This is a genomic window from Pseudomonas sp. ZL2, from assembly GCF_054788455.1.
The window spans coordinates 156640-182077 of record NZ_JBGOGX010000008.1 but is presented as its reverse complement, the minus strand read 5'-3'; the positions used below and the strand labels follow the sequence as shown (position 1 = coordinate 182077).

Sequence of the window (25438 nt, the reverse complement as noted above, 5' to 3'; positions counted from 1 at the left end):
GCGTGTCCATGAGCGGTTGCAGCGGACTGCTTTGCTGCATCGTCATGAGTTGCGCGACGAGTTCCTTGATTTCGCTCGCGGCCAGTTCTGCCTGTTGATACCTTCGGCATAGGTGTCCAGCGCCAGGGGGAGGTTGAGGCTGTGTACGTTGACCTCGCTCAACGCGCGCTGGCGCGACGACCAGATCTTCCAGACCGTCAGCGCAAGGCGCACATTGCGCTTGAGGGGCAGCATGGCCGGCAGTGAGGGAGTGGACATCATCGAACGCTCCTGCGATCTCACAGCTGAAGGCACTTTACCCTGTACCTCGGAATGCCCTGCGCCACAAGGGCCAGAGTACCTAGCGCTGCAATCAAGCGGTCGTGGGCATGCATCCAATGGGGCGCGGAGCGCTATGACGGGGATACCAGGACGCGTAAGGCTGCTCCGCTTGAGTGAGCAGCCTTACGCATTTGTTCAGCCTTGTGGTTTGACGCGCGCGCAGTTGCCCTTCAGTAGCGGAACTTGCCGCCATGAATGTCCTGCAGCACCTGCTCAGTCACGCGCACGTAGGTTTCGGTGCCCGGTAGCCAAGCGTAGACCGGGTCTTCGCCGGTTTGGCTGGGGTCGAAGGCTTCGGTCCTTAGCTTGGTTTTCTGGTATTTGAACGTGCCGGTGGTTTCCATGCAGGTCCTGATGCGCAGGAACATCGGCACCGCGTAGTGGGGCATCTGGCTTTTGACGAAGCGCAGCAGGTCGCAAAAATCCAGTTGCTCCAGCGGGGCCGATGGGGTGATGGCGGCCATCCCGGCGCGGCCGTTGGTGTTCTTGATTTCCACACCGTAGGCCACGGCTTCGGCGATGTGGGGGTGTTGCACCATGATGTTTTCGACTTCGGTGGTGGAGACGTTTTCGCCTTTCCAGCGGAAGGTGTCCCCCAGGCGGTCGACAAATTGGGCGTGGCCAAAGCCGATATCGCGAATCAGGTCGCCGCTGTTGAAGTAACGATCGCCCTTCTCGAAAACGTCGTACAGCACCACCTTCTTGCTCTTCTCCGGATCGGTGTAACCGTCGAATGGGGCGTCGTCGTCGATCTTGGCCAGCAACAAACCTTGGCCACCCTTGCCGACTTTCTGCATGAAACCGTTCGCGCTGCGCCGCGGCTCGCCGGTGTCGTGTTCGTACTCCACCAGCGACCAGGCGTTGATGGCAAAGCCGATGGTGTTTTCGAAGTTGAGAATGTTGGTAAAGCCGATGTTGCCGTCACTGGCGGCATAGAACTCGCAGACCCGCTCGATGTTGAAGCGTCTCTTGAAGTCGACCCACACGCCCGGGCGCAGGCCGTTGCCAATCATTTTCACCACCGGGTTGTCGCCATCGTTGCCGGCGGGAGGCTGGTCGATCAGGTAGCGACACAATTCACCGACGTAGCAAATGGTGGTGGCCTTGAACTTGCGTGTGTCATTCCAGAACTGACTGGCGCTGAATTTGCGGCGGATGGCGAAACCCGAGGCCCCGGCCAATGCCGAGCCCCAGCTCACGCACAGCCCGGTGCCGTGATAGAGCGGCAAGGTGCAATAGACGATGTCATCGGGGCGCATATCCAGGGCGATCATGCCGAAGCTACCGTAGACTTTCATCCAGCGCCCGTGCTTGAACACCCCGGCCTTGGGCAAACCGGTGGTGCCGGAGGTGTAAATGTAGAAGCAGGCGTCGTCCAGGTAGACCTGCTGGGTGGTCGCCGGATTGACAGCGGAGTGCGCTTCGCTGACGCGGGTCAGGTTGATGTAACCCTCGGGCGCGACGCCCGCATCGCGAGTGGTGTCGGTGTCAGCCAGGAAGAACGTGCTCAACTCATCGATGGCAACCTCGTTACGCACCGCGTCAAAGGATGGCACCAACTCTTCGCCAACGATAATCGCCGAGGGATTGACCAGGCTCAAACTGTGGATCAGGACGTTGTTGGTCTGCGAGGTGTTGAGCATGGCGCAGATACCGCCGATCTTGCTGACCGCCAGCACGCTGACCAGCAATTCCGGGCGATTTTCAACAAATATGCCGACCACATCGCCTTTTTTCAGGCCACGGGCAAGCAGGTAGTGGGCGAAACGGTTGGCCCACTGGTTGACCTGTTCATAACTGAAACGATTGTCCTTGTAGAGCAACGCCGGTCCTTGAGGGTTGCGCGCAACCGCCTGTTCGAAGGCCCACCCCAGGCCGCAGGGCTGATCGACCTTGAGCTTGGAAGCTTTGATTCCCCTGACGAGCCGAGGAATGGCCCGGGCGATCGAGGGGATTTTGCGCAACATCATGCCCCAGGTAATCATGTCGCTATTGCTACTCATGTCACCTCCTAGTGAATTGACCGAGGCAGCCAGGCGGTTGGACAAGCGCCAGTCCGGCCGATCGTTTTATTGTTATGCACGCCCTGTAAAAACTCCTCGCGCAGCGGGTGCGCGAGGACGCCTGTTGCCAAGCCTCAGAACTCGTCGGCGACCGACTCGAGGATCTTGCCCATCAAGTAAACCGTGGTGCGTGCGACTTGCTTGACCGACTCTTTTTCTTCGTCGGTCACGACCCAGCGGTCGATGGCTGCGTTGACTTGCTCGGAGTGTTTCTCGTCGATGATCGCGTGGGCGACAAAGAAGGTAAGTTGTTGGTCGGTCAGCTTGAGATGGTTCTTGCAGACATCCATCAATGGCTCGAGGTGCTCGTAGCAGTCCTCGGCCCAGAAGCTGTAGCCCAGCCGTGGAATGATGCCGCGGCACACAGAGACGAAATCCAGGTAGCCGTAGAACGCCTCTGTGGCCGGCAGCATCGGCTTATCGAACTCGGACTTGTCGACGCCAATGGCGATCAGGTCGTTGTACGCCATGTTTTCATGGCCCAGTTCTTCCAGCGCATGCTTCATCGCAAAACGCAGCAGGCCGACCTTTTTATGGTCCTGGTTCCAGCACGCCACCGCTTGGTTGATCGCGTTGTTCTTGGTGTAGTGATACACCTGGACAATCGACTTGATGTAGAGCTCACGCTGCAACTCGGGGCGTTTCATCATCTGGAAAAAGCGGCCGGCCTTGATCTTTTCCCATTCGGCATCACAGATGGCTTTCAGCTCTTTGCGAAACGCGGTCACTTCAGTCATTTCACTCTCTTCCTTGGCGGGTTGATAAATCATTCATGACACTTTTTATAATATCAAGCGAACACGGACTTACAGGCGCAGCACAGACTTTATGATGTAGATGAACTTGGAGAAGAACCCCAGACCTTCGATAGTGTCCCAGTGTTCCATCAGCACACCGTTTTCCACACGATAGATATCGATCACCTTGTAATTCACCGTAAAGAACCTGTGCTTGGCCCAGTGCTTGGCATACAGGAAGACATAATCGCCTTCGGCGCATACCCGTTCAATGCTGGTACCCGACTCGGGGAATGTTTTGAAGAACTGCGTAAAGTAGGTCTTGAAGCCTTCGCGGCGCGGTGGGATAAATACATTGTTGTGTTGTACATAATCCTCGGCAATCAACGTATCGGCGACCGCCAGTTCCCGCTGGCCAAACATGCGCTCGTAAAACTCGATGACCACTTCTTTGTTCCTGGCTTCCATCTTGGATCAACCTCAATGTTGTCGTTGTTTTTGGATGCTCATCCCGCCAGTGACTGCCTCGCGGTACGGGCCGCCAAGGTGTAGCGAATCAAATCATCAATGTCCTTCAGGTCTGCAGGGCAGCTTTGCAGGCCGAAGAAGGGCGTGACCGACGGCATCAGATCGCCTTTGTACAGGGCGTAGTAGTGATCACCGCGGGCTTTGATCTGGAAGAAGATACCGTCCTGATCAAAGACGAAGCTGTCGAACTTCGGCGCAAGCCGCGGTTTTACGTAGGTGATGAAGGTTTTGTAGCCGCCTTCCAGGGCGACCAGCGAGGCGCCGGTCATCGCCAAGCCGTTGACCACGTTCTTGACCGGGGAATGCTTGTCGACAATAAGTCGCGAGAGTTCGACGCACTCATTCTCGTAATTGGGCCCGGAGAACCGCACCAGTTGTTCATGGCTGATGAACTCGCCCGACTCGTGAGGGAAAGGCGTAATACGCTGGGTGCCGATAATTTCACCATCATAATAAAAGGCAAACACGTAGGAACGCGGGTCGTACTCATCCAGGCATACGGTGTCGTCGACCGCGTTACCAAACAACGTCTTGTAGTAAACCTTTCGCTGCCCGTACAACCGGCTGCGGGCACGAGACAGTTCGAGAAACTGCGCTGGCGTAACCACCTGCCTGACTTGGACCTTGTCAGACTGGCACAAGTCTTGAAGTACTGAATCATAGAAACTGTAGATTGCCGATCCGGCTGAATCATCCTTTACCAACTGCATATTTGCCGAAGGCAAGGCAGCCTTGTTACTTGCGAGTGACGGCATGAGAATTCCCTTCTTATTGTGATCTGTAGTGTTCAACTCAGCCCAGCGCACGACCTAAGTTTCCACAGTACAATACATAGCTTCGCCTCCTTGCGTAGATGCCTACAAGTTGATGATTTGCTTACTGCGCACAGCAAGGCACGCAACCCTCTTATCGCGGGCGTGCCTTTAAACTAAAGCGACTTGCAGTTAAACCGGTGGCAGTGAGGTCAAGGCTCGACGGATCTGCTCTGCGCGCTCGCCCAGCACTTGGGGCGTAGCGAGTGGAAGGTCCGCATGACCCAGGTTGAAACCGTCACCGACAAAGCGGGCCAGTACATGCAGGTGGGCGTGGCCCACGGTCTGCCCGGCCACAGCGCCATCGCACAGCAGCAGGTTGATACCTTCGCAGGGGTTTTCATTGAGGCTCAAGCCGCTTTCACGCAGGGCGGCCGCCACCCGTTGACCCACACGCATCATGTGGCCACAGGTTTGAGGAGGGATATCACCCAGGCCGCTTGCGTGGGCCTTGGGAATGACCAGGACATGGCCAGGAGTAATCGGCTGGATGGAGAGAAAGGCCAGGCACTGCTCGTCTTCGTAGATAACGGCAGCCGGTGATTCTTTCTTGGCGATTGCACAGAAAATGCAGTTCACGATTAGCTCCCTCTATTGTAGTAGGTGCAAACCCGGTGGAGGCATGAAGATCCGGGTTGCTACAGGCTGCATTCCATTGCAGTTGACCGCACAGCTTGAGGGTGAAATTACCCTTGGCATTCCACACCTGTACACGGGAGTTTTGAAATTTTTTGTATCCGAATTCCAGAAAGAAGATAACAGATTGATTTAAATGAGTTTTCCTAAGGTTGGTTGTTGTATCCGTCCTTTATCAGGTCGTGTGGGCCGAATAATCCCACAGGGCTACCTGCACTTGGAGTGAACAGGAACCCACCTGCCCTATATGATCTCCCATGCAATCCTCCAAAGACTCATACCCTGAAAAGGATTTCTCAGATGCCATTTTCACCGAAAGAGCGAGCGGCATTGCTCACACTCAAGGGCGTAGGCCCAACCGTCATTACCCGGCTCGAACAGATGGGTATTGAATCGCTAGCAGGGTTAGCCAAATCGGATGTCAGTGACATTTTGGCTCAGGCGTCAGCCGCGCTAGGCTCGACCTGCTGGAAGAACAGCCCGCAAGCGCGAGCAGCCATTACCGCCGCCGTTGACCTTGCGAAAGGGACTGCAGAGCACAAGCCCGCCGGCTAGGTTCGTTCGTCTGCGCGGGTGCAAACCAGCATTAAACATCGCGGAAAAGGCAAAGCATGGACCTGCAATTCAAGCGACTCAGTGAAATCAGCAGCGCCGACATCATCGACCTCAACAACAACCCGGTTGTCTTGCGCCACATGCCCTTGGGCCGCCCTGATTTCGACCAAGCCAAATGCTCAGCGTGGGTCGCCGAAAAAGAGTCACAGTGGATGCTCAACGGATATGGCCCCTGGGCGTTCATGGTGGATCAAAAATTTGCCGGCTGGGGTGGGTTGCAGCAAACAGAAGGTGATGCAGACCTCGCCCTGGTTTTACATCCGGACTACTGGGGCCTGGGCAAAGCAATTTATGATGAGATCGTTCGGCGAGCCTTTCAGGAGATGGGGCTGGAATCGGTCACTGTCTTGCTTGCACCGACTAGAACTCGGATCAAGGGTGTTCTTCGAGTAGGGTTTCAACCGGACGGAGAGGTCAACGTCGACGGCACACGCTTTGTTCGCTACCGGCTTCTCGCAAGCACTCGTGCTTGAGCCCGACGCCAAGCTCAGTGCAGTGAGCGTGCGGGCCCGCCGAGTGACCATAGCTGGTATTTCGCCGGCTGGCCGACGTCCTGGGCTGGCCGCCGTTCCAGTTCGATTTAAAAGGAATGGAGCGAGGGGCAGCTTTACTCGATGCCCCTCGCCTATTGTTCACTACTTCGGTGGTGGGCACTCAGCCTGTAGAAAGGTCATCGAGTAGGTGAAGTGCCGGTCGAAGGAAAGAGGCGGAGTGCCGGGGGCGGTCCATTCCGAATAGTTGCCAGTCATGGTGGTGGGGCTATCCAGCTTGCCCATCGCCATGCTTGCGACATTACCGATCTGAGCGATAGGAATACTTCCGTACCAACGGACCTCTTTTTCGTTCTTGTACCAGCTGCCATTCCAGTTCGGCTCACTGGTGGAATACCAAGTGCTATCGGCCTTTAGGCAGACCGTCTGATTAGTCGCCACAGCTCCGCCCGGAATGGTAAACGACGTCATTCGCCACAGGCCAACAGGCGAACTATCAGCTTGAGCTGCGCCGACAGATCCGGCAGCGATGCCGAGCAAAAGAGCAAACCGAACAATGCTTCCATTCATAAAGTTTCTCCATAGAAACGAGTTTCGTTAAGTTGAGCCGAGTGAATTCTCAGCCACAAAACAACTGTACATACATACAGCTGTTTTGTGCAACCTCATTCCGTGGAAAAGACCTTCGGCGCGTAAGGTTCGTGGCTTGCGCCCTTCCGGGTGGTGGATTTCGTTGTTGGCCGGCAGCTGATCTTCAAGGGCGCGACGCCGGGCCGCCTCGCTCTACTTGGTCTGGTTCATTTGGAGGGGCCTTGGCGCGGCGATTGGCAAACAGATAAGCACAGTGCGGCTACCACTCTGGCCGCGAAGGCCGGCGTCTACATGAAAAAATGCCATGACCCACATCCCGTCGCGACCTTCAGCCACAAAGTAGACGATCCGGACACGAAAACCTTCATAGACGCGCCCAAATCCGTCAACATGCTGTTGGAAGACAAAAAGCTTAACAACTCGGCAGACAACGCCATGGAAAGGTACTTAGGGGAGTCGGAGTGGTCATAAATCAGCTGATGTCCCAAGAGCTTGAGGCAGTAACGCTCAGCGGTAAAAATTTGCCAAATGAGCTGATTAGACTGATCGCGGAAGGGTTCAGTGAGTGGGAGGGGTGCTTTCTACTGACCGTTTTCAAGAAAAGACTTCGAACTGTGCAAAGAGCGCTCTGCCCGGACGAGACGAGCGTTGAATGCTGGGTCAACTCACTGCGTATCGACGATTACCTGGAGGACGATCATCTTGCACATGCCTTGCTGTTGATCAACGCAGTGTCTCAGCAGTGGCGCACGCAGTATCCGCAGCACACATTGATCGCAGCAGCTTCAACCGACGAATTTGGCGCAGCCGTTAAATTCTACGTATCACGAACAGAACAATCGTGGCTGAATGGTGATACCGAAGGCTTTGTTCAGCCCGTGCTAGTTACGGACTCGAGACAGTTACCATTCCAGTAAGCTCAAATTACAAGGCACCGCCAAAACCATCTGTCCTGCCCTGTGCCCTTGCTTGAGTTGAAGCCCAGATGCTGGCCAGCACGCCCTCGCAGGCCAAGTTCAAGGCCTATCAAAAGCGCGAATACCACGATATTGAGTGCATGTTCGGCTTCAGGGTCCGACGGGACTGACCCTCCCGCGCTGCCCGCCAGCGCCTTATCGTTTTCCGTTCGTAGCAGGGAAATCACTGAGCGGGTTTACCGCCGCGTAGGAGCGCTGGCAAAGCCCACCAAGTAGCCGAAGTTTTGTCAGCGCCGACATTTTTCCATGCCCCAGAAACGCGGTTTTCAAGACCGATACGAAGACTCAAGCCCGCTGCACCTTTGACCCGGATTTCAGTTCCAAAACTTTCGCCTTACCGCCCGGCTACAGGCCGCATTCTACCACGGTATGCGCCTTCAGTTTTGGAACTGATTTTCCATCCCTTCTGCTTCCCCTTTACTGACTACCCAGCCCAGGAAAACGAGTAATCAGCGTGTGGCTCGTTCCAGCCGCCTAGAACACGAAGTGGGCCGCGATCCAGCGTCGCTCTGGAGTTCGAACAAGGCGACCATACCGCGCCACACCTATGCGTGCTGGTGTCTCGCCGCGAATGCGGTTGAGGCCACACCAGCAACCATCGGTGCGGTAGCAGCAGCTGCCGCAGCCGCAGCTGCTGGTGCCGCTGCGGGGCCAATCATTGGAATGGCGGCAGTCGAGGCGTATGCCGCGAGTTGCGCCTGGAACGATGCCGCCTGTGCATTCGCTACCAGGGCCATGCCGGCAGTGGATTGCGTGGTTTTGCCGACGATCAGTTGCACGGCTTGGTACACCAGCCATTGAGCGGCCATGTCAGCCAGGGCGCCGATAGTTGCCTTGGCGAACCCAGTCACCATATCCATCAGCGCATCCCCGGCATCCTCCGCTCCGGTATCCGCCCGAAGGCAGCATCGGAAATCAAGGATATTGAGGACGCCAGCCTGCTATTGGGGCACACCAAGGGCGACATCACAGAGCGCGTTTACAGGCGCGTAGGCGCCATCGCGAAGCCTTCAAAATAGGAGGAGTTTTGGAACACATCCATAATAGTTATGGAACACTTGGGTATTTAGGCGGGTTCCGCAAGGGCTTTTCTAGACCCCAGAAACGCAAAAAGCCCTGACTAATCAGGGCTTTGAAAGTGGCGGAAGCGTAGTCCGCCAAATAGCCTTCCAACGACTTCCACTGCTGCACGCTGGACCGACGAATAGCGGTTCTAAATCAGGCATCTAGCGTTACCATCTTCCACTAAGGCAGATTGAAGGCCAACCCTAGCCAGGGTCCAAAGTATGGGCTGGAGTATGGGCTGGAAATGAGGAGGACGAATGAAATCGAACCTGTTAACGGTGAAGTCAGTGGCGCGGTTGTTGCGCTCGGGCGAGAAAGCTATGCACAGCGATGGTCACGGGTTGTACCTGAAGGTGTCGGCTGTCGGCAGCGGAAGCTGGATTTACCGGTTCAAATTGAATGGAAAATCCAGGGACATGGGGTTGGGTACCGTGAACGAAATCACGCTCGTTCAGGCCCGGGACTCAGCCAGCCAGGCGAGGAGAATAGTCAAAGACGGGGCAGATCCTGTGCTAATGAGGCAGCAACTTTCCAGTCCCCGCGAGGAAGAATCAGCGCCTCCCGCCAAGGTCTTCAGGGAAGTAGCCGAAGACTACATCGAAGCCCATAGAGCTGGCTGGAAGAATGCCAAACATGCGCAGCAGTGGACTAACACACTCTCCACGTACGCCTTTCCCATCGTAGGGAACATGCCTGTGAACGAGATTGAAACGGATCACATCCTGCAAATCTTGAATCCGATATGGACCCAAAAACCTGAAACAGCTGCAAGGGTAAGAAATCGGTTAGAGCTTGTTTTAGATGCGGCAAAAGCGCGCCGGATGCGCACAGGCGAAAACCCGGCTCAGTGGCGAGGACACCTTGACAAGTTACTACCCCGAAGAAGGCTGGCAAACCGAGGGAATCATGCAGCACTAGCCTGGCAGCAACTTCCCTCCTTCATGAAAGCTCTCAACACATCCACGGACCTCAGCTCAATCGCAGTCAAGCTTACAGTGTTGTGCGCCCTGCGCACCAGCGAGGTTCTAGGTGGTCGTTGGGGCGAGGTCGAATTCGAAGATGAGGTCTGGACCATCCCTGCCACCCGAATGAAAGCCGGCCGCCAGCATCGAGTCCCGCTATCGAAGGCTGCTCTAGAAACGCTTCGCAGTCTCAAGAATAAGAGCAATAGCGAACTGCTCTTTCCCGGTCGTACTGTTGGCCGCCCACTTTCCAACATGGCCATGCTTCAGAAGATCCGGGGGATGGATGAGATATCGGTGAAGAACGACGGGCCAGGCTGGCGTAACGAAGCGGGCGAAGTCATCACCATGCATGGATTTCGGTCGAGTTTCAGAGACTGGGCCGCCGAAACAACCCATTTTGCCAACATCGTTCCTGAGATGGCGCTGGCGCACAAAATCAGTAATGCGACGGAAGCAGCGTACAGAAGGGGCGACCTTTTGGAAAAACGTAAGCAACTAATGGAGGCGTGGGCGTGCTATGCACTTTCAGGCTGCAAATCAACCTGACAGCTGTGTGGAGAAGACTACGATGGTTTCCAAGAAGGAAACGAGACTCGCATAGGGATTCCGAGCCGTTGAAATCTAAGAGTGTTCAACGATCCTTAAACAGGGATAACCTTGATTCTGGACTCATTTACGCGGTTTCAACGGGCACTCGTATGGTCATCGTTCCGAAGCTTAAAAAACTGGTTAGACCGGTAATACCATACATTGCACGTGTACGCCTAAGCGACCTTGGATTTGCAGACAAATTGAGTTTTTTTGCGACAAATTATGCTTTATAACCAAAGTTACCACCTGGTCAGACCAGTTTATCGAGACGCGTGCCCGCCTAAACGACTAACTGATAGTCGGATAAGTTCATGAAAAATCAATCAATACAAATGCCTATGATCAGCGCTGCCGTTAAGCGTCAGAACTCAAAGGCGAACAATGAACACCTCCTACACCACTGACGTGCCTCAGAGCTGTCTCTGCTGGCCAGACCACCAAAACCTCGCCACTACCCCCGCACGTAACAGCAGTAAGAGGACGTTCCGACTGACGACTGGAGCCATAGGCGCACATCGCATTACACGGCCTTTTCTCGCCGAGTTTTAAGACCTCCCATGAGAGGTTGGACTGCTCGATGCCATAGTTCTCAATGGGAAGTCCTGAGCGTCCGAGAGCTAGTAATGCACCTATGATAGCGCTAGTGCATGCCAATTGTGAGCAGATGACCATCATCGTGCTTACAGCTGGGATCGGGTAGATGACTTCGCCGGACGCTTACAGCCGCTTACCATCAGGCCCCTGCCCTCCATGCTGGAATTCGGAGCACTATACTACCCTTGAGATGCTTGAGAGGTGATGATCCATGGTTCATGAGGAGTTGAACATAGCGAACGAGCGTCTGATCCAATCGGCATTGGATGCACTGTGCAGATACCAAGATGCGCGGAACTCCTCTGCGCCGGCGAAGGAGATTGAGCGTTTGCGGCAGGAGTCTGAGACCCAGATGAAATCCTTGGAGGAGTTTCAGCAAAAAGTTCAGCGGTCATGAATTTCTTTGTCATCGATGATATTTGAATTGGTTGCCGTCCTGCGATGCTGAGTGCATCATCGACCTCAATACGTTATCCAGCCCGTTCCCCATCCATCCACGAAGCTGGGATGACGTAGGAGAAGTGAACCCGGCCTTGCGCCGGGTTTTTCTTTTTACATTTGAAACAAAAAACCCGGTACAAGGCCGGGTCATCTGCGCTTCCTACTACGCAGCCCCCAAATTGAGAGGGATGGAGGACTGACAATGGATCGCAGGCCCCGAATACTGCCAATCAAGGCCAATCGAATCAAGCCCTCGCTCGCATCAGTCCGCAAACAACATGCCTCAGAACGCGATAAATGCGGCGAGGTTGCTCACAACTGGATCTGGCGTACGTGCGATAGACCTGATCGGACTAGCGTCGACCCTTTGATGGCGCCAGAAGGCTAAATTTCAACTGTACTTCGGGCTTAATGCACCAGTTAGGTCTTCACTTTACCAACCAGGACTCAACTTCCCCTGCGCCGTACTTGGCCTTCCACTCCTTAATCAACTTGTGGTTTCCACCTTTGGTCTCGATAACCTCACCGTTGCTCGGATTCTTGTAGACCTTCATTTGACGCGGCCGGCGAGGCGTCTTCTCAGCGTCCACAGGTGCGACAGTTCGGCGGCTAGCTTGCGGATCGAGAATATTGATGATGTCGCGCAGGTTGAATCCATACTTTGCCAGCAGGTCGCGCAATTTGGTCTCAAATTCGATTTCCTTCTTCAGCTCGGAGCTGCCTTTTAGTGCTTCAAGCTCGGCGAGCTGAGAAGCCAGTTGCTGCTCGAGCTGACGAAATTCTGCTAAGCGGGACATAGGTAGGATTCCTTCAAGGAATGAGAATTGATTAGGGGCTACGCCATCTTAAACGATTTTGACCAAATGCATCAGCGTTTAGACATCCCGATTGCAGAGCGGGCAAACTTTTTGATCAGCCTGGCAATCGAGATAGGCGGGCTAAACTCCAAGAGAGTAGGTAAGCAGACGTCGTCCGCGCTTCCCAGTAGCACAATGGCTTTCTGCACAAAACAGTTTTCAAAGGCATCTCGACAAGCCTTTTCGGAGATGCCTTCTTAATTTGCAGCCAGGTCTGAGATCGCTCCCGCTCAGAAATTTTAAAAGTATGGAAAAGCGCATCACTCACAAGAACTTTCTCTGCATGCTCAAACTTCTTCATACCTGGCTAATACTGGACATTCCTGCGAAAAACGCTAATTTGCCATTTCTTACATTTTACGTACATGCGCTCAACCCACAGAAAGAGTTAGCTAGGCAGTTGCACCGATTCTGCACGTGTATTCTTTTCACTCTTAGCTTCACTCGTACCATCTTCCAATTGATGCTGGCACCGACGTTGCTTATTGAGATACATCGCCGCATCCGCTTTGGCAAGCAGCTCTCCCAAAGTTCTTAGCTCTCTTGAGGAGCAATGGACAGCGCCGATACTCAGACCAATAGGGTAACGGCATCGGTTACTACCATTGAACTCTTCAACCAGCTCCTGCACACGCCCCGAGAGAGCACCAGCTGACTCTCCTGCGTCGACAGCCAAGACTACAAATTCATCACCACCGATCCTAGCGACAACATCACTCATTCGGAACGCCGCCTTGAGCACCTGCGCGGCAGCAATTATAGCCAAATCGCCAGCTTCATGGCCGTTGAGGTCATTAAGTTTCTTAAGGCCGTCAAGGTCAATAAAAAATAACAAACAAGATTTATCATTTCTGCGTGCCGAGTGCATGGCTTGCTCAGCTAACAGAAAAAAACTCCTTCGATTATGCAGTCCGGTTAGCTCGTCCGTTAGCGAAAGCCGTCGAACCTCATCTTCGACTTTTTGCCGATACGATATTTCATCCATGAGTTTTCCGTTAGCTGCTTCAAGCTCACAGGTTCTCTCCACCACTCGTAACTCAAGAGCAGCATTCAAAGCCGCCAACTGTGCTTGGGCACTTTCTCTTGACTTATCAAGTCGATGTAGATGCTTGGCCGTTCTCAGTATCACCACAACGAGTATGGTGATGCTTAAAGTCGCCATTAATGCCAAGCTAAAATGCTTGTCGTAGTACCCTAATCTTTCTCCAGCCAACAACGCACTACCGATACCGAGAACAACCGCAGGAACGCTGATCAGCATATTTCTCACAACCTCGCCACCCGCAGTATCACTTACAAGCAAACTAACAAAGGCCGAATGTTGCTGAATAGCTAATAGCCCCGTATTGAATAAGATAAGCGCAATGGCTGTGTGGATGGCCATCGAGCTATAGAGGCCGACCGAGTAAAGCGCACTTGCATCAAACAAATAGCCAATGAGCGCTATCAGGCTTATAAGAAGCGCTGAAGATGCGAAGAACTGCGGCAATAATGGGCGGTCATCAAATAGCAGCCCAATCCCCGAAAGCAGAAAGCACAACGCACTTGCGAAAGCCATCCTTCCCGGAAATGGAGCCGACTGGGCGCGTTGAAGCTCAAAGGGAAGTAGCAGATCAATAGCCAAATCAATCGATAGGAAATGCTCGGCTGCCGTAAGCCCGCCAACCAATATCGCCAAGGCAGCACAACATCGCCTGACTAAGTGAGCTGCCATAGACGATCTTTGGATGGTGCACCATAGCCCTACCCCTAGTACCGTAAGCACACTGGCGGTGTTGACCACCATCGCAGTCCAGCCAGGAAACACAGTCCTGAGTAATGGCACATCTAGCCCCCACCCCAAGAGCACGGTTACACCTATTGTTGTCACAATAAAAGCCGCCAGCCGGGCATAGGCTATGAGCTGCTCTAGCCTTTTGTCCTGGTTGAGGCTGGACTGCTCCTTCATTGTGTCTCCGTGGATACAAAATCGCGTGAAACCATTATGGTAGCTCGCAATGAATAATGCCAATTTGCCATTGCCAACGTAGTATTTTTAGGCCCACTGAAGGTCTATCCAAAACTGCTTAGATTCGACACCTCTGCACCGTCAGGCACATGTCACCAACACTACACCCTCTCAACGTGTTCACTCCATCATGAAATGACCCACATTCGCAAAGCAGTGTACAGTTAGACTAAGCGATGCCTTATCAGCGTATCGGTGAGGTATCCGCGTATGCCCCCAGGCCTTGCTTGCTAAGAAGGGCATCATTCAGAATCCTGTATTCACCTCCGTCACTAAACGCGCTGTCATTGTATACATCTATAACCCATAGAAGCTTGAAGAATACTTGCTTTCGCAGAAGTAAACAGTCACTTCTGAGCGAACATCAACTGGGCCTCCCCATACAATTCGCAATTGTTGGAGCAACTAATACTTCCAGAATACAGGCGTTACCATCACCAACACCGTCAGAATTTCCAACCGCCCTAGGAGCATGCCAATGGTCAGAAGCCATTTCGCCGCATCAGGTAGTGACGAGAAATTACCGGCAGGCCCAATGATCGACCCCACTCCCGGCCCAACATTACACACAGCAGTGGCGGCGCCACTCAAAGCCGTCGTCCAGTCCAGTCCAATCAGGGCCAAGCCTAACGCAATAATGGCAATGGTGATGGTGAAAAAAAAAGAGAATGTCAAAAGTGAGCGTACGATCTCCTCGTCAATCGGATGCCCGTTGTATTTCTTCTGGATCACCGCGCGCGGATGAATCAATTGCTTCAAGTTACTCACAAGCAGGACGGCAGCAACCTGAAAGCGGAATATTTTAAGACCTCCTGCAGTCGAGCCTGAGCACCCGCCAACAAAGGTCAGATAGAAGAACAGAAGAACAGCAAAACTGCCCCACAGGGTGTAATCCCCAACCGCGACTCCAGTGGTCGTGACGACGGAAGTCACGTTGACAGCCACAATACGAAATGCATCCCACCACCCGTAGTCGCTGTGGAAGCATAGCCACGTGCCCACAGCCAGCGAGGTAACAATCAAGAACCCGACAAATCCCCTTACTTGGTGATCTGTTAGTAGCGCACGCCGATGGCCACGCAACGTCGCGACGTACAATGTGAAGGGTAGGCTACCCAAAATCATGACGACCACCGCCACCCAGTGAATCGCAGGTTGCGTCCAATGCCCAAGTGAGGTGTCAGAAGTTGAGAATCCGCCAGTGGAAATCAACGACATTGCGTGGTTGACCGCTTCAAACGGTGTCATTCCAGCGAGCCAGAATGCTAGCGTTCCTGCAGCAGTGAGTCCCAGGTAGACCAGAAGGATGTATTTGGCTGCCACATGGGATCGCGGCGTCACTTTCTCCGACCAGTCTGAGGATTCTGTCTGGAAGAGACGCATGCCACCTACCCGCAACAGCGGAAGGATAGCCACGGCCATGCCGATGAAGCCGATGCCTCCCAACCAATGAAGCATTGAGCGCCACATCAGTAAGCCGGGGGATGCAGTATCCAAGCCGGTGAGGACAGTCGAGCCTGTGGTTGTGATTCCAGACATCGTTTCAAAGAACGCGTCGGTGTAACTGATGTGATGGATGAACACCATCGGCAGAGCGGCGAAAGCGCAAACCACAACCCAGCTCGCCGTTGTCAAAAAATACATATCCCTTGGGCGGAGCTGTGATGCTTCTGGATGCTTTCTCCCAATAAGCACCAGCCCGCATACCAAAGTGATTAAGCTCGACCACAGAAAGGCGCTGAGCTCATCGATCCGACCGTAAACTACCAACGTAATCAAGGGAACAGCCATGCTTAGGGCCAAAGTGGTCAGAAAAATACCTAAGATGAAGCCGATAAGTCGCACTGCTGCGAGAGACATAAAAATCACCTGCCAAATTAGCGCCGTGCAGTATCGGACGCTCAATTTCAGAGCTCTGTAAAAATTGCGTAAAATTATCTACAACTGATCAGTCAACCGACTCTTACCTCTTACGAAGAAATTTAGAGACTGCACTCCTCCCTACCAATTGATTCACCTGATCCACATAGAGAGCCAGCGCGCGCAGCCGGATGCTGGTCTGATCGCTGAATAGGAGGCCTTGGATCAGGAGGTGTTCGAGTTGCAATATGCCCTGCTGGGTTCGGATGTATAGGCCTATCAGCCGGCCATCAAGATCTATGGCCAACATCACTATGAACAGCGCCCGTTTGCAGAGCAAGTACATGGTGAAGTGGTTGACGGCCCAATGACGGGCTGTGTAGGACGTCCCGCGCCAGAATGTTTGCTACCCCATTTCCCGCACGTCTATTCGCATCGGTGCCACCGCTCAGGTCATGAGTCGTGGTGATTGAGCCGTGGCGGGTGCCCGGGCTCTCATGTATTAGACCACCAGGGCCAGACAGTTGGTGATACAAGAGGCGGCGATGACATGCGGTGCTGCGCCGGGTCGGACAGGTGCTGGTTGACGCCCTGATCTTAGAGAATTAAAACTGTCGCGGCGGACCCCACGTTACGGGGCCTGAAGCCCTGTCGAGAGGAAACGCAAAACTGTCGCAGAAGCCGGAACCCCTGATACGGGCTCATGCGCTAGAGAATTAAATCTGTCGCGGCCAGTAACGACGCCGCTTTGCGGGCAGCTGACGAACGCATATGTAAAGGGGCTTGAAGCAGAAACCTTAACACCCAGCTTCTTGGTGTCCATTGTCATGGGACAGGCCACGTCCCACAAATAGACCCATCTGCCGCTTCCCCCCGCTTGGCGTCAGTGTTTTTCCTCCCCTATTGCACTTCTGTGCGAATAGGATTCCATCCGTAACTAGACGTAGTTCGTCAAAACATCCCCTGGATGTAAGCCTCCAGAGCGACTGACGCCATGGACGGTGCGCCGTGGTTCCGGAAATCAGGAAGCCCTGTAAAGTACAGGCTGAGCCTGGCCTCGCGTTTCGATGTGATTACCCGCTGTGGACTGCCCGCACCGCCCATATTGCTGGTTTTCCTCGAAGATATGGCTGCCTGCGCCAGCTAGGAAAGCCTCGGCTGAGCCTGCGTGGCGCAGTCATTTGCTGACACCACGGTCGAATTAGGCCAATTTCTCATAACTTCGTTGAGTCAGCTTGAAACTCCCTGCAAATCAGCGTCTATGCTGCCTAAGCGTACCCCGATCCTGGTGACGAACCGCGAGGAGCTAGACAATGTTGCGCACAAACATTTCTGCAAGGGCGCTGTCCGGTGGGTTGCTCGATGTTTTAATTCGCGCCGGACTGATCACGGTACTGGTGCTGTTCTGCTTCCAGATCTTTCATCCCTTCCTCAATCTGATGCTTTGGGCAGTGATCCTGGCCATTACCATCTACCCGCTGCACAACATGCTTAAAGGCAAGCTGGGTAATAAGGACGGTCGCACCGCTACCCTTATCATCGTTGTCGCCCTGGCCTTGCTGATGGTACCGATATACCTGTTGGGCACTTCGGTCAGTGATTCGATCGAAGGCGCTCTGGCCATACTCAAGTCCGACCGCCTGGAAATTCCGCTGCCGAACGAAAAAATCGCCACCCTGCCGTTCATTGGCAAACCGCTCTACACCTTCTGGATGCAGTCGGCGACCGACATGAGCAGCGTGCTGATGAAGTTGATGCCTTACATAAAGACAGTCGGCTTGACCTTGCTGGGCAAGATGGCCGGTGTTGGCGTGGGCTTTCTGTTGTTCATCGGTGCCCTGATCATTGCCGGTGTGCTCATGGCCTACGGCGAAAACGGCGAACGCAGCGCCATCGCCATCACCACCCGCCTTTCCGGCCCCGAGCGCGGCCCGCGCATTACTGAACTGTGCACCGCGACCATCCGCGCGGTCGCCCAGGGCGTGGTGGGTATCGCCTTTATCCAGATGCTGCTGGTGGGGGTCGGCTTCGTGCTCATGGGCGTGCCCGGTGCCGGGCTGCTGGCCATGGTCGCGTTGTTGATGGGGATCATGCAGTTGCCGGTGATTCTCGTGAGTTTGCCGGTAATCGCCTATGTCTTTGCCACTGAAGGCACCTCGCTCGCCACCATCGTGTTCGCCATCTACAGCCTGATTGCCGGCATGGCCGACAACATCCTCAAGCCATTGATGCTGGGCCGCGGCGTCGATGTACCGATGCCGGTTATCCTGGTTGGCGCCTTGGGCGGGATGGTCAGTGGCGGTTTCATTGGCCTGTTCATCGGGCCGGTAGCACTGGCGGTCGCCTATCAACTGTTCTGGCAATGGGTCGAGGACCAACCGCAAATTGACGTACTAGATGAACAACCGTGCGATGAGCAACCGCGACTTGAGACACCGAACGAGCATCCACCGGTCTGAGGAGAGTGCGCTTGATGTCGTGCCCTGTGCGCATGAGCCGGCTGCTGCTGTGTGGCGCTCTGGGCCTAGGCGGCTGTGTGCGCCTGGGCCCGGACTTTCAGTCACCGACCCAGGCCTGGGTCGAGCACTGGAACACGCAATCCCTGGCAACGGCCAGCCAGCAACGTACGCAACCCGATAGCCGCCAGTGGTGGCAGGTTTTTACCGACCCGGTGCTCGACCATCTGATCGCCGAGGCCGATGCCCACAACGCCGACCTGGAAATCGCCGGCCTGCGGGTGATGGAAGCCCGCGCTCAATTGGGCATCGCGTTAAGCAACCGCTACCCGCAGTTCCAGCAGGTCAGCGCCGACAGCGTCTACCTCAAACGTCGCCAATGGGGCGGCGACAATCCACAGGACAGCCATCTGTGGCAACACAGCGCGGGTTTCGACATCGGCTGGGAACTGGATTTTTGGGGCCGGTTCAGCCGCGCCATCGAGTCGGCCGATGCCGCCTGGTTCGCTGCCCAGAGCAACTATGAAAACGTCCTGGTGCTGCTTCACGCGCAGGTGGCGCAAACCTATTACGCGCTGCGTACCGCCGAGGCGCGCCTGCTCATCGCCAGGAACAACGCCAAACTGCAGAAGCGCAGCTTTGAGATCACCGAGCGCCTGTTCACCAGCGGTAACAGTGCCGAACTCGATCTGCAACAGGCCAAGACCCAATACCTGGGAACCCTGAGCACCATCCCCGATTTCGAGGCGCAGGTGGCAAGCACACGCAATGCGTTGTCCACCTTAATCGGCCGCCCGCCCGGCGCGCTACCGGAACTCGATACCAATACCGGTATGGTGCCCCTGGTCGACCGCGCCGTGCTGCAGGGGGTACCGGCCGACCTGCTGTTGCGCCGCCCGGATGTGCGTAGCGCAGAAGCCCAGGTCGCGGCCCAGTCGGCGCTGATCGGTGTCGCCGAGGCCGACCTCTACCCCTCCATCAGCCTGTTGGGCAGCATCGTCTGGTCCGCGAGCTCCCTGGACGGCACGTCCAACACCCTGGACCTGGTCGGAGGGCCGAGCCTGCGCTGGGACGTGTTCGACCATGGCCGAATCACCAACAACGTGCGCATCCAGGATGCCCGCCTGCAGCAATTGATAGTCGTCTACCAGGACAGCGCTCGTCAGGCAGCGCGTGAGGCCGACGATGCGGCGACCGGTCTGGTCAAGGCCCTGGAGCGCGACCGTATCCTCAGCGCAGCGTCGATTGCCGCCGAGCGCTCGGTATCTTTGGCCAATACCCAATACCGTGAAGGCTATTCGGATTTCCAGCGGGTACTCGATGCCCAGGCGGCCCTGTTCGCTCAGCAGGATAACTACCTGGTCAATCGCAATACGGCCGTCAACAGCCTGATCGCCCTGTACAAGGCCCTCGGCGGCGGTTGGTACAGCAACCGTCCGCTGCTCGATCCGGCTACCCGCCAACAGATGCAGCAACGCACCGACTGGGGCGACTTGCTCGATGAAGCGAAGGAAGGTGTCAATTGAGTGACCGCCAACAAGAGATGGAAACCACCGCGCCGCCTGCGGCCGATCCGGCAAAAAAGGCGGTGAACTGGGTTGCCTTGCTGATCCTCCTGAGCCTGGTCTGGTACCTGCTGGCCGACCGCTATACCCCCTACACGCAACAGGCACGGGTGCAGGCGTTTGTCGTACCGGTGGCGGCGGAGGTCGCAGGCAAGGTCACCAAAGTCAACGTGCGCAACAACCAGGACGTCAAGGCCGGTGAAGTGCTGTTCGAAGTGAACCCGCAGCAGTACCAGATTGCTGTCGACCGCGCGCGCGCCGACTTGCAGACCACCCGCAAGCAGATCGGCGCCAACACCGCTGGCATCGACTCCAAGGTGGCGTCCCTGAAAGCGGCCCAGGCCAACGAAGTCATGTCCCGCCAAGACCTGCAACGCCTTGAACGCCTGTACAGGGAAGACCCCGGGACCATCTCCCTGCGTCGACTGGAAGTATCCCGCTCCACCCTCGATGCGGCCGTCGCCCAGGTCGCCGCAGCGCGGGCAGAAGTACAACGCGCCCGCGAAACCCAAGGTGGCAGCGACAAGGAAAATGCCCAGTTGCTCAGCGCCATGGCCAATGTCGCCAAGGCCGAACTTGACCTGGCCAACAGCATGGTGCGTGCCCGCTCGGACGGCCTGGTCACCGACCTGCGCACCGATGTCGGCCAGTTCGCCGCAGCCGGTGCGCCCTTTATGACCTTGATCGCCATCCACGATGTGTGGATCACGGCCGACATGACGGAGAACAACCTGGGCAAGGTCAAGCCCGGGGCCCCGGTGCGTATCGTGCTCGATAGCCTTCCCGGCACGGTATTCGAAGGCCATGTGCGCAGCATCGGTTATGGCGTCAGTACCGGCCAGAGCACGCCAGCCGGAACCTTGCCCACGGTACAGAACAGCCGTGACTGGCTGCGCCCGGCCCAGCGTTTCCCCGTGATCATCGAGCTTGCGCCCGGCCAGTTGGCCGACATCAGCGGCATCCGTGTCGGTGGCCAGGCCGAGGTCATGGCGTTCCCCAGCGAAGGCAACCCGCTGAACCTGCTCGGCCGGCTGTTCCTGCGCGTGATGAGCTGGATGTCGTATGCCTACTGAGCAACAAGTCCGTGCCAGGCGAGCCCTGCGCCTGGCCACTGGCACTGCGCTGTGCCTGGCCGCGAGCTTCGGTCTGGCCCTGCCGATCCCTTTCATCGCACCGATGCTGGCACTGACCATGCTGGCGGCGATGAATCGGCCACTGCCGTTCAAGGCCAGCCTGGGCCTGGCCATGGTGCTGATGGTGACCACCGGCAGCGGCTTGCTGCTGATACCGCTGTTGCATTACTACGCGGTGACAGGCGTTATGCTGGTCGGCCTGTGCCTGTTTCTGGTGTTCCGCTATGGCATGAGTGGCGGCAACTCGCTGGTCGCCACCTTCATGGTGGTTGGCTTGACGATGATCAGCGCGGCCGGCGCTACCGAATTCGACCTGGCGCTGCAGGTAATCGTATCGCTGGTCAAGGGCTTGCTCCTGGCCGTCACGGTGGTGTCGATCAGCCACTGGCTGCTCCCTGACCCGATCGGCAGCCAGCCGCCCGCCCCCACACCTGCCCTGTCGGCCGATGCAATCAACTGGCTGGCCTTGCGCGCCGCGCTGGTGGTAATGCCCGCCTTCCTGTTGGCGCTGATCGATCCGGCCAGCTACATGCCGATCATCATGAAATCGGTCAACCTCGGCCAGCAGAGCACCGCCACCAGCGCGCGCACTGCCGGGCGGGAACTGCTCGGCTCAACCCTGCTCGGCGGCCTGATGGCGATTCTCTTCTGGTTCGCCCTGGGCCTGTTCGTCAACCTGTGGATGTTCTTCCTGTGGATGCTGCTGTTCGGGCTGGTGCTGGCCCGAAAGCTCTACGGGCTGAGCCCTGGCAACTACAAACCGGGCTTCTGGCTCAACAGCCTGACGACCATGATCATTTTGCTCGGCCAGTCGGTGCAGGACAGCGCTGCCGGCAAGGATGTCTACACCGCCTTCGCCATCCGCATGGGGCTGTTCATTCTAGTCACCCTGTATGCCTGTGCGATGGTTCATCTGCTCGATAAGCGCCGGCAACGTCGAAATGCGTCCAACCCAACCGCTGAAGAGGCTCGCCCATGCTGATCAATTTTCTGGTAGGCCTACCGGTGATTGTGCTCTGTGTTGTGTTGCAGGCATTGTTTCTAGCCCTGTGTGCCCGTCGCTATGTGTCGCTGAGACACAAGATGAACGTGAGCCCCTCCTGGAGCGATGACGTGCGCTTGCTGTCAATGGTCATGGTGGTGATGCTAATCGGCAACTATGTGCAAATGGCGCTATGGGCCCTGCTGTTCCTGCTGCTGGGTGAATTCGAGGACTTCATCACCGCGCTGTACTTTTCCGGGGTGACCTTCGCCACCCTGGGCTATGGCGATGTGGTCCTGAGCCAGCAATGGCGTCTGCTCAGTCCCCTGGAGGCGGCCAATGGCATTCTCATGTTCGGCGTTTCCACCGCAATCATGACCGCTGCCGTAATGGACATCATCAAACAGCACGCATCAGGCGAGCATGGAAAACGATAACGGCAAGCGTTCAATCAACAGGTTGAAGTGCGCGGCACAATCGCTAGAAAACGCCGCGCAGCTACAACCGATTCCCGAACAGGTCGACCGCTTCCCCCCCCTCCTCAGCCACTTGGTGATAGGGATTGGTGACTATTGATACTTGACGTCCCGCGCCGTATCACGCGTGTCCTGCTTGGTGTCGCGCTTGTCCTGGCGACAATCGGCACGGCTTTTCTCATCGCCCTCTTTGCATTCTTCCTTGGTTTCCCTGGCAGCATCGCGTCCTTCCTGCTTGGTATCGCGCGATTCCTGCCGTTGGTCAGCCTGATCGGTTGCGAAGGCCGGCATCGATACCACATACACACCAGCGGCGAGAGCCAGTGTCGCCAGTGCGGTCATGTAAAGGCTGCGAATCATGATGATTTTCCTCCTGTCCAAGAGTACTCAATCACTTGATTTCCCCGGTCAAACAACCGGAGATGCCATAACGCACATAACCCAAACAGTTCCTCTTGAGTGTGAACTTTAACGATAGTCGATACAGGCAACCTTGGCGCGGCGACGCAATGCCTGCGAAATGCAGACATCGATCTAGAGCATTTTCTCCAAGCCGATCTTGTCGCTGAGCCAGGCCTTGAAACTGCGCCATTTGCCGCCGGGCTCCTTACGCAACGTATACAGGCGACCGTCGTCTTCAGCGGTCCAGACGACTTCGCCGTTTTCCAGGTGGGCCTGGTAACTTACGGCTGGCGCCATGCCCTCATACGCCAGCTTGCGCATGTAGCCAGACAATTCAGGGCTGTCGACCAGCACCCCGACCTCAGTGTTCCAAAACACCGAACGCGGGTCGAAATTGAATGAGCCGATGAACACCTTCTGCTTGTCGAGGATCATGGCCTTGGTGTGCAAGCTGGAGTCCGAGCCACCACTGAAGCCAAAGGAAGAACCGCCACCGGGATCGTCCGGCTGGAGCCGCAGTTCAAAGAGCTTCACACCATGTTCGAGCAAGGTTTTTCGGTAAGGCGCATAGCCGCCATGCACCGCTGGCACATCGGTGGCTTCCAGTGAGTTGGTCAACAGGCGCACCTCAACACCGGCATCGGCACGCCCAAGCAGGTAGTGCATGCCCGGCTGCTGGGGGACGAAATAGGCCGAAATCAGGATCAGCTCCTTGTTGACGCTGTCGAGCTCAGGCCGAAGTCGTGTCGACATCAACAGCGCACGGGCCGGTTCATCGTCGGCCAGTACTTTGCTCGGGGCATCCCACATCGCCTTGCTATGCGCCCAGATCAGTTGCTGGCGCCAGTTCGCGAGTTGCGGTTGCGTCCGATAGGTCATGAGGTGGTCATACAAGGCCTTGTTTTCTATTCGTGTGCTTTGCAGCGATTGTTCCAGGCGCTGGCGGCTCTTGAGCAAGTCCTCGGCGGTTGGCTTGTTGAGCAGAAAGTCACTGATCGGCTGGCTCAGGGCGCTACTCCAGTACTGATCGAAGCTGTGGCCCAACTGCTCGGCGACCGGGCCGATGCACAACAAGTCCATGTCGGTGAAGTTGCGATCGGGCTTGGCGTCGAAATACTCATCCCCCAGGTTGCGTCCGCCGACAATGGCTGCGCTGTTGTCGGCCAGCCACAGTTTGTTGTGCATGCGCCGGTGCTGTTGGGAAAGGTTGAGCAGACGGCCCATGGTTCGGGTGACCATAGTACTGCGTCCGAGGTGCAGAGGGTTGAACACACGAATGTAGATGTTCGGGTGCACGGCCAGCGTCGCTATGACGTCTTCCTGGCCGTCGCTGGCCGTGTCATCGAGCAGTATGCGGATCCGAACGCCGCGATCAGCTGCCAGCAGTATTTCACGCACCAGTGCGCGGGTACTGAGCCCGTTATGCACGATGTAGTACTGCACATCGACGCTCTTCTGCGCATTGCGAATCAACTCGGCGCGACCTCGGAACGCTTCACTGCTGTTCGGCAGGAGGCGAAACCCCGAACGCCCAGCATGCGGGGTAGCCTGGGCCTGAATCGAGCGCCCGAACGCGGAGTCGCCTGCGGGTATTGCCTCACTGAAGTCATGGGGCAAACGCGTGGTGGCGCAGCCAGCGAGCAACATCGCGGGGAAGATCGGGAACATGGGCAAGGGCTCGTCCTCAAACTCGGAGGGTGTAGTTTTGACCTCGGGAATGCGGCCCACGGCAATCTGCACCCATCCCTCAAGTAAAGCCCGGTTCAAGTGCAGCGTCGAAATTTGCGCCAGTTCGACCCAGCGCAAATCGGAGCCTGGCAAGGGTGGTATTCGCCCTGTTGAAGCGTCAGGGCGCAATCCAGCGTCAATTCAATACCTGCAAAACAGCATCCAAGATCAGAGCAGCTACGCTTGAAGCAATGAATACCTTCGGCGCTTTCCAGGATACCGGCGCACGCGTTCTCTGTGGGCTGATGGAACAGTCGCATTATCAGATCCTGTGCCCAAGCGAGTTAGACTTCGTTGAGTAAAGGAGCGGGCCTTGACGACGTGCAAAAAAGGCAAAAAAAACGCCTTGAGTAGGCGGTCTTCTCTTTGCAAACCAAGGGTTACGAGGCCTTAGAATGCGGTATCACTGGATGCCGTCAGTGAATTCATCATCAGGATGGGGTATCACCGTCAATCCTAGGCGTCGATCGCCAGAGCTCACGATCATCGGGTCGCAGTGATAAGTCGGCAAAACGGATTGCACAGGTCAATTAAGGCCGCCCCC

General features: G+C 56.0%; 22 protein-coding genes and 2 pseudogenes. 11 read left to right on the top strand and 13 right to left on the bottom strand.

Annotated elements, in window-relative coordinates:
* Window positions 1-42 precede the first annotated feature (42 nt).
* The 6 genes from ABM562_RS09995 to ABM562_RS09970 form a co-directional block, all read right to left on the bottom strand.
* The gene (locus ABM562_RS09995) at window positions 43-258 is read right to left on the bottom strand and encodes a hypothetical protein (RefSeq protein ID WP_460421749.1); all 216 of its coding nucleotides are present in this window, start codon (window positions 256-258) and stop codon (window positions 43-45) included.
* 233 nt (window positions 259-491) lie between these two features.
* Complete coding sequence (locus ABM562_RS09990; protein WP_115087696.1) at window positions 492-2324, bottom strand: long-chain-acyl-CoA synthetase; 1833 nt, start codon at window positions 2322-2324, stop codon at window positions 492-494.
* Window positions 2325-2458: 134 nt separating this feature from the next.
* A complete protein-coding gene (locus ABM562_RS09985) occupies window positions 2459-3121 on the bottom strand; it encodes an iron-containing redox enzyme family protein (protein WP_115087697.1) in 663 nt (220 codons plus the stop codon).
* 69 nt (window positions 3122-3190) lie between these two features.
* Window positions 3191-3589, bottom strand: a complete 399-nt coding sequence (locus ABM562_RS09980; RefSeq protein ID WP_043859797.1) for a nuclear transport factor 2 family protein — start codon at window positions 3587-3589, stop codon at window positions 3191-3193.
* A 38-nt stretch (window positions 3590-3627) separates the two neighbouring features.
* Window positions 3628-4404: an N-acyl amino acid synthase FeeM domain-containing protein gene (locus tag ABM562_RS09975; protein WP_233674298.1), complete on the bottom strand. Its 777-nt coding sequence runs from the start codon at window positions 4402-4404 to the stop codon at window positions 3628-3630.
* A gap of 189 nt (window positions 4405-4593) precedes the next feature.
* Window positions 4594-5040 (bottom strand): HIT family protein, encoded by a 447-nt coding sequence (locus tag ABM562_RS09970; protein WP_233674297.1) that lies wholly within the window; start codon window positions 5038-5040, stop codon window positions 4594-4596.
* Between the two features lie 357 nt (window positions 5041-5397).
* On the opposite strand from ABM562_RS09970, the gene ABM562_RS09965 reads away from it, so the two are divergent.
* Window positions 5398-5652, top strand: coding sequence for a helix-hairpin-helix domain-containing protein (locus tag ABM562_RS09965; protein ID WP_346617611.1), 255 nt, complete (start codon window positions 5398-5400; stop codon window positions 5650-5652).
* A 56-nt stretch (window positions 5653-5708) separates the two neighbouring features.
* Window positions 5709-6185, top strand: a complete 477-nt coding sequence (locus tag ABM562_RS09960; RefSeq protein ID WP_346617612.1) for a GNAT family N-acetyltransferase — start codon at window positions 5709-5711, stop codon at window positions 6183-6185.
* A gap of 162 nt (window positions 6186-6347) precedes the next feature.
* Here ABM562_RS09960 and ABM562_RS09955 read toward each other — a convergent pair whose 3' ends face one another.
* Window positions 6348-6773: a hypothetical protein gene (locus ABM562_RS09955; RefSeq protein ID WP_148708550.1), complete on the bottom strand. Its 426-nt coding sequence runs from the start codon at window positions 6771-6773 to the stop codon at window positions 6348-6350.
* A gap of 150 nt (window positions 6774-6923) precedes the next feature.
* On the opposite strand from ABM562_RS09955, the gene ABM562_RS09950 reads away from it, so the two are divergent.
* Together ABM562_RS09950 and ABM562_RS09945 are read left to right on the top strand one after the other, a co-directional pair.
* A complete protein-coding gene (locus ABM562_RS09950) occupies window positions 6924-7265 on the top strand; it encodes a hypothetical protein (protein ID WP_460421746.1) in 342 nt (113 codons plus the stop codon).
* Between the two features lie 8 nt (window positions 7266-7273).
* Window positions 7274-7711, top strand: coding sequence for a hypothetical protein (locus ABM562_RS09945; protein WP_258579046.1), 438 nt, complete (start codon window positions 7274-7276; stop codon window positions 7709-7711).
* 605 nt (window positions 7712-8316) lie between these two features.
* Here the strand turns inward: ABM562_RS09945 and ABM562_RS09940 are convergent.
* Window positions 8317-8661, bottom strand: a pseudogene (locus ABM562_RS09940) (tail tape measure protein); the annotation flags it as partial.
* Between ABM562_RS09940 and ABM562_RS09935 the strand changes: the two are divergent.
* Window positions 8662-8790: pseudogene (locus ABM562_RS09935) on the top strand (integrase); the annotation flags it as partial.
* A gap of 303 nt (window positions 8791-9093) precedes the next feature.
* Window positions 9094-10347 carry a tyrosine-type recombinase/integrase gene (locus tag ABM562_RS09930; RefSeq protein WP_460421744.1) on the top strand — a complete coding sequence of 418 codons (1254 nt, stop codon included), beginning with the start codon at window positions 9094-9096 and terminating at the stop codon, window positions 10345-10347.
* A 1508-nt stretch (window positions 10348-11855) separates the two neighbouring features.
* Here the strand turns inward: ABM562_RS09930 and ABM562_RS09925 are convergent.
* The 3 genes from ABM562_RS09925 to ABM562_RS09915 form a co-directional block, all read right to left on the bottom strand.
* Window positions 11856-12224 carry a histone-like nucleoid-structuring protein, MvaT/MvaU family gene (locus ABM562_RS09925; protein WP_460421742.1) on the bottom strand — a complete coding sequence of 123 codons (369 nt, stop codon included), beginning with the start codon at window positions 12222-12224 and terminating at the stop codon, window positions 11856-11858.
* Between the two features lie 448 nt (window positions 12225-12672).
* On the bottom strand, window positions 12673-14232 hold the full coding sequence (locus tag ABM562_RS09920) for a GGDEF domain-containing protein (RefSeq protein ID WP_460421740.1): 1560 nt from the start codon (window positions 14230-14232) through the stop codon (window positions 12673-12675).
* A gap of 465 nt (window positions 14233-14697) precedes the next feature.
* Window positions 14698-16152 (bottom strand): TrkH family potassium uptake protein, encoded by a 1455-nt coding sequence (locus tag ABM562_RS09915; protein WP_460421737.1) that lies wholly within the window; start codon window positions 16150-16152, stop codon window positions 14698-14700.
* Window positions 16153-17465: 1313 nt separating this feature from the next.
* Between ABM562_RS09915 and ABM562_RS09910 the strand changes: the two genes are divergently transcribed.
* The 5 genes from ABM562_RS09910 to ABM562_RS09890 are packed head-to-tail and all read left to right on the top strand — an operon-like array spanning window position 17466 to window position 22725.
* Window positions 17466-18611 carry an AI-2E family transporter gene (locus tag ABM562_RS09910; RefSeq protein ID WP_460421735.1) on the top strand — a complete coding sequence of 382 codons (1146 nt, stop codon included), beginning with the start codon at window positions 17466-17468 and terminating at the stop codon, window positions 18609-18611.
* A 14-nt stretch (window positions 18612-18625) separates the two neighbouring features.
* Complete coding sequence (locus tag ABM562_RS09905; protein WP_460421779.1) at window positions 18626-20134, top strand: efflux transporter outer membrane subunit; 1509 nt, start codon at window positions 18626-18628, stop codon at window positions 20132-20134.
* Window positions 20135-20151: 17 nt separating this feature from the next.
* Window positions 20152-21246 carry an HlyD family secretion protein gene (locus ABM562_RS09900; RefSeq protein ID WP_460421777.1) on the top strand — a complete coding sequence of 365 codons (1095 nt, stop codon included), beginning with the start codon at window positions 20152-20154 and terminating at the stop codon, window positions 21244-21246.
* The gene (locus tag ABM562_RS09895; RefSeq protein ID WP_460421733.1) at window positions 21236-22288 is read left to right on the top strand and encodes a DUF2955 domain-containing protein; all 1053 of its coding nucleotides are present in this window, start codon (window positions 21236-21238) and stop codon (window positions 22286-22288) included. Before ABM562_RS09900 ends, ABM562_RS09895 begins: the two co-directional genes overlap by 11 nt.
* Entirely contained in the window at window positions 22282-22725 is a 444-nt protein-coding gene (locus ABM562_RS09890; RefSeq protein ID WP_460421732.1) for a potassium channel family protein, read from the top strand. The genes ABM562_RS09895 and ABM562_RS09890 overlap by 7 nt, the downstream gene beginning before the upstream one ends.
* A gap of 132 nt (window positions 22726-22857) precedes the next feature.
* On the opposite strand, the gene ABM562_RS09885 is transcribed toward ABM562_RS09890, so the two are convergent.
* Complete coding sequence (locus tag ABM562_RS09885) at window positions 22858-23124, bottom strand: hypothetical protein (protein ID WP_460421730.1); 267 nt, start codon at window positions 23122-23124, stop codon at window positions 22858-22860.
* 174 nt (window positions 23125-23298) lie between these two features.
* A complete protein-coding gene (locus ABM562_RS09880) occupies window positions 23299-24834 on the bottom strand; it encodes a phospholipase D family protein (RefSeq protein WP_460421728.1) in 1536 nt (511 codons plus the stop codon).
* Between the last annotated feature and the right edge of the window lie 604 nt (window positions 24835-25438).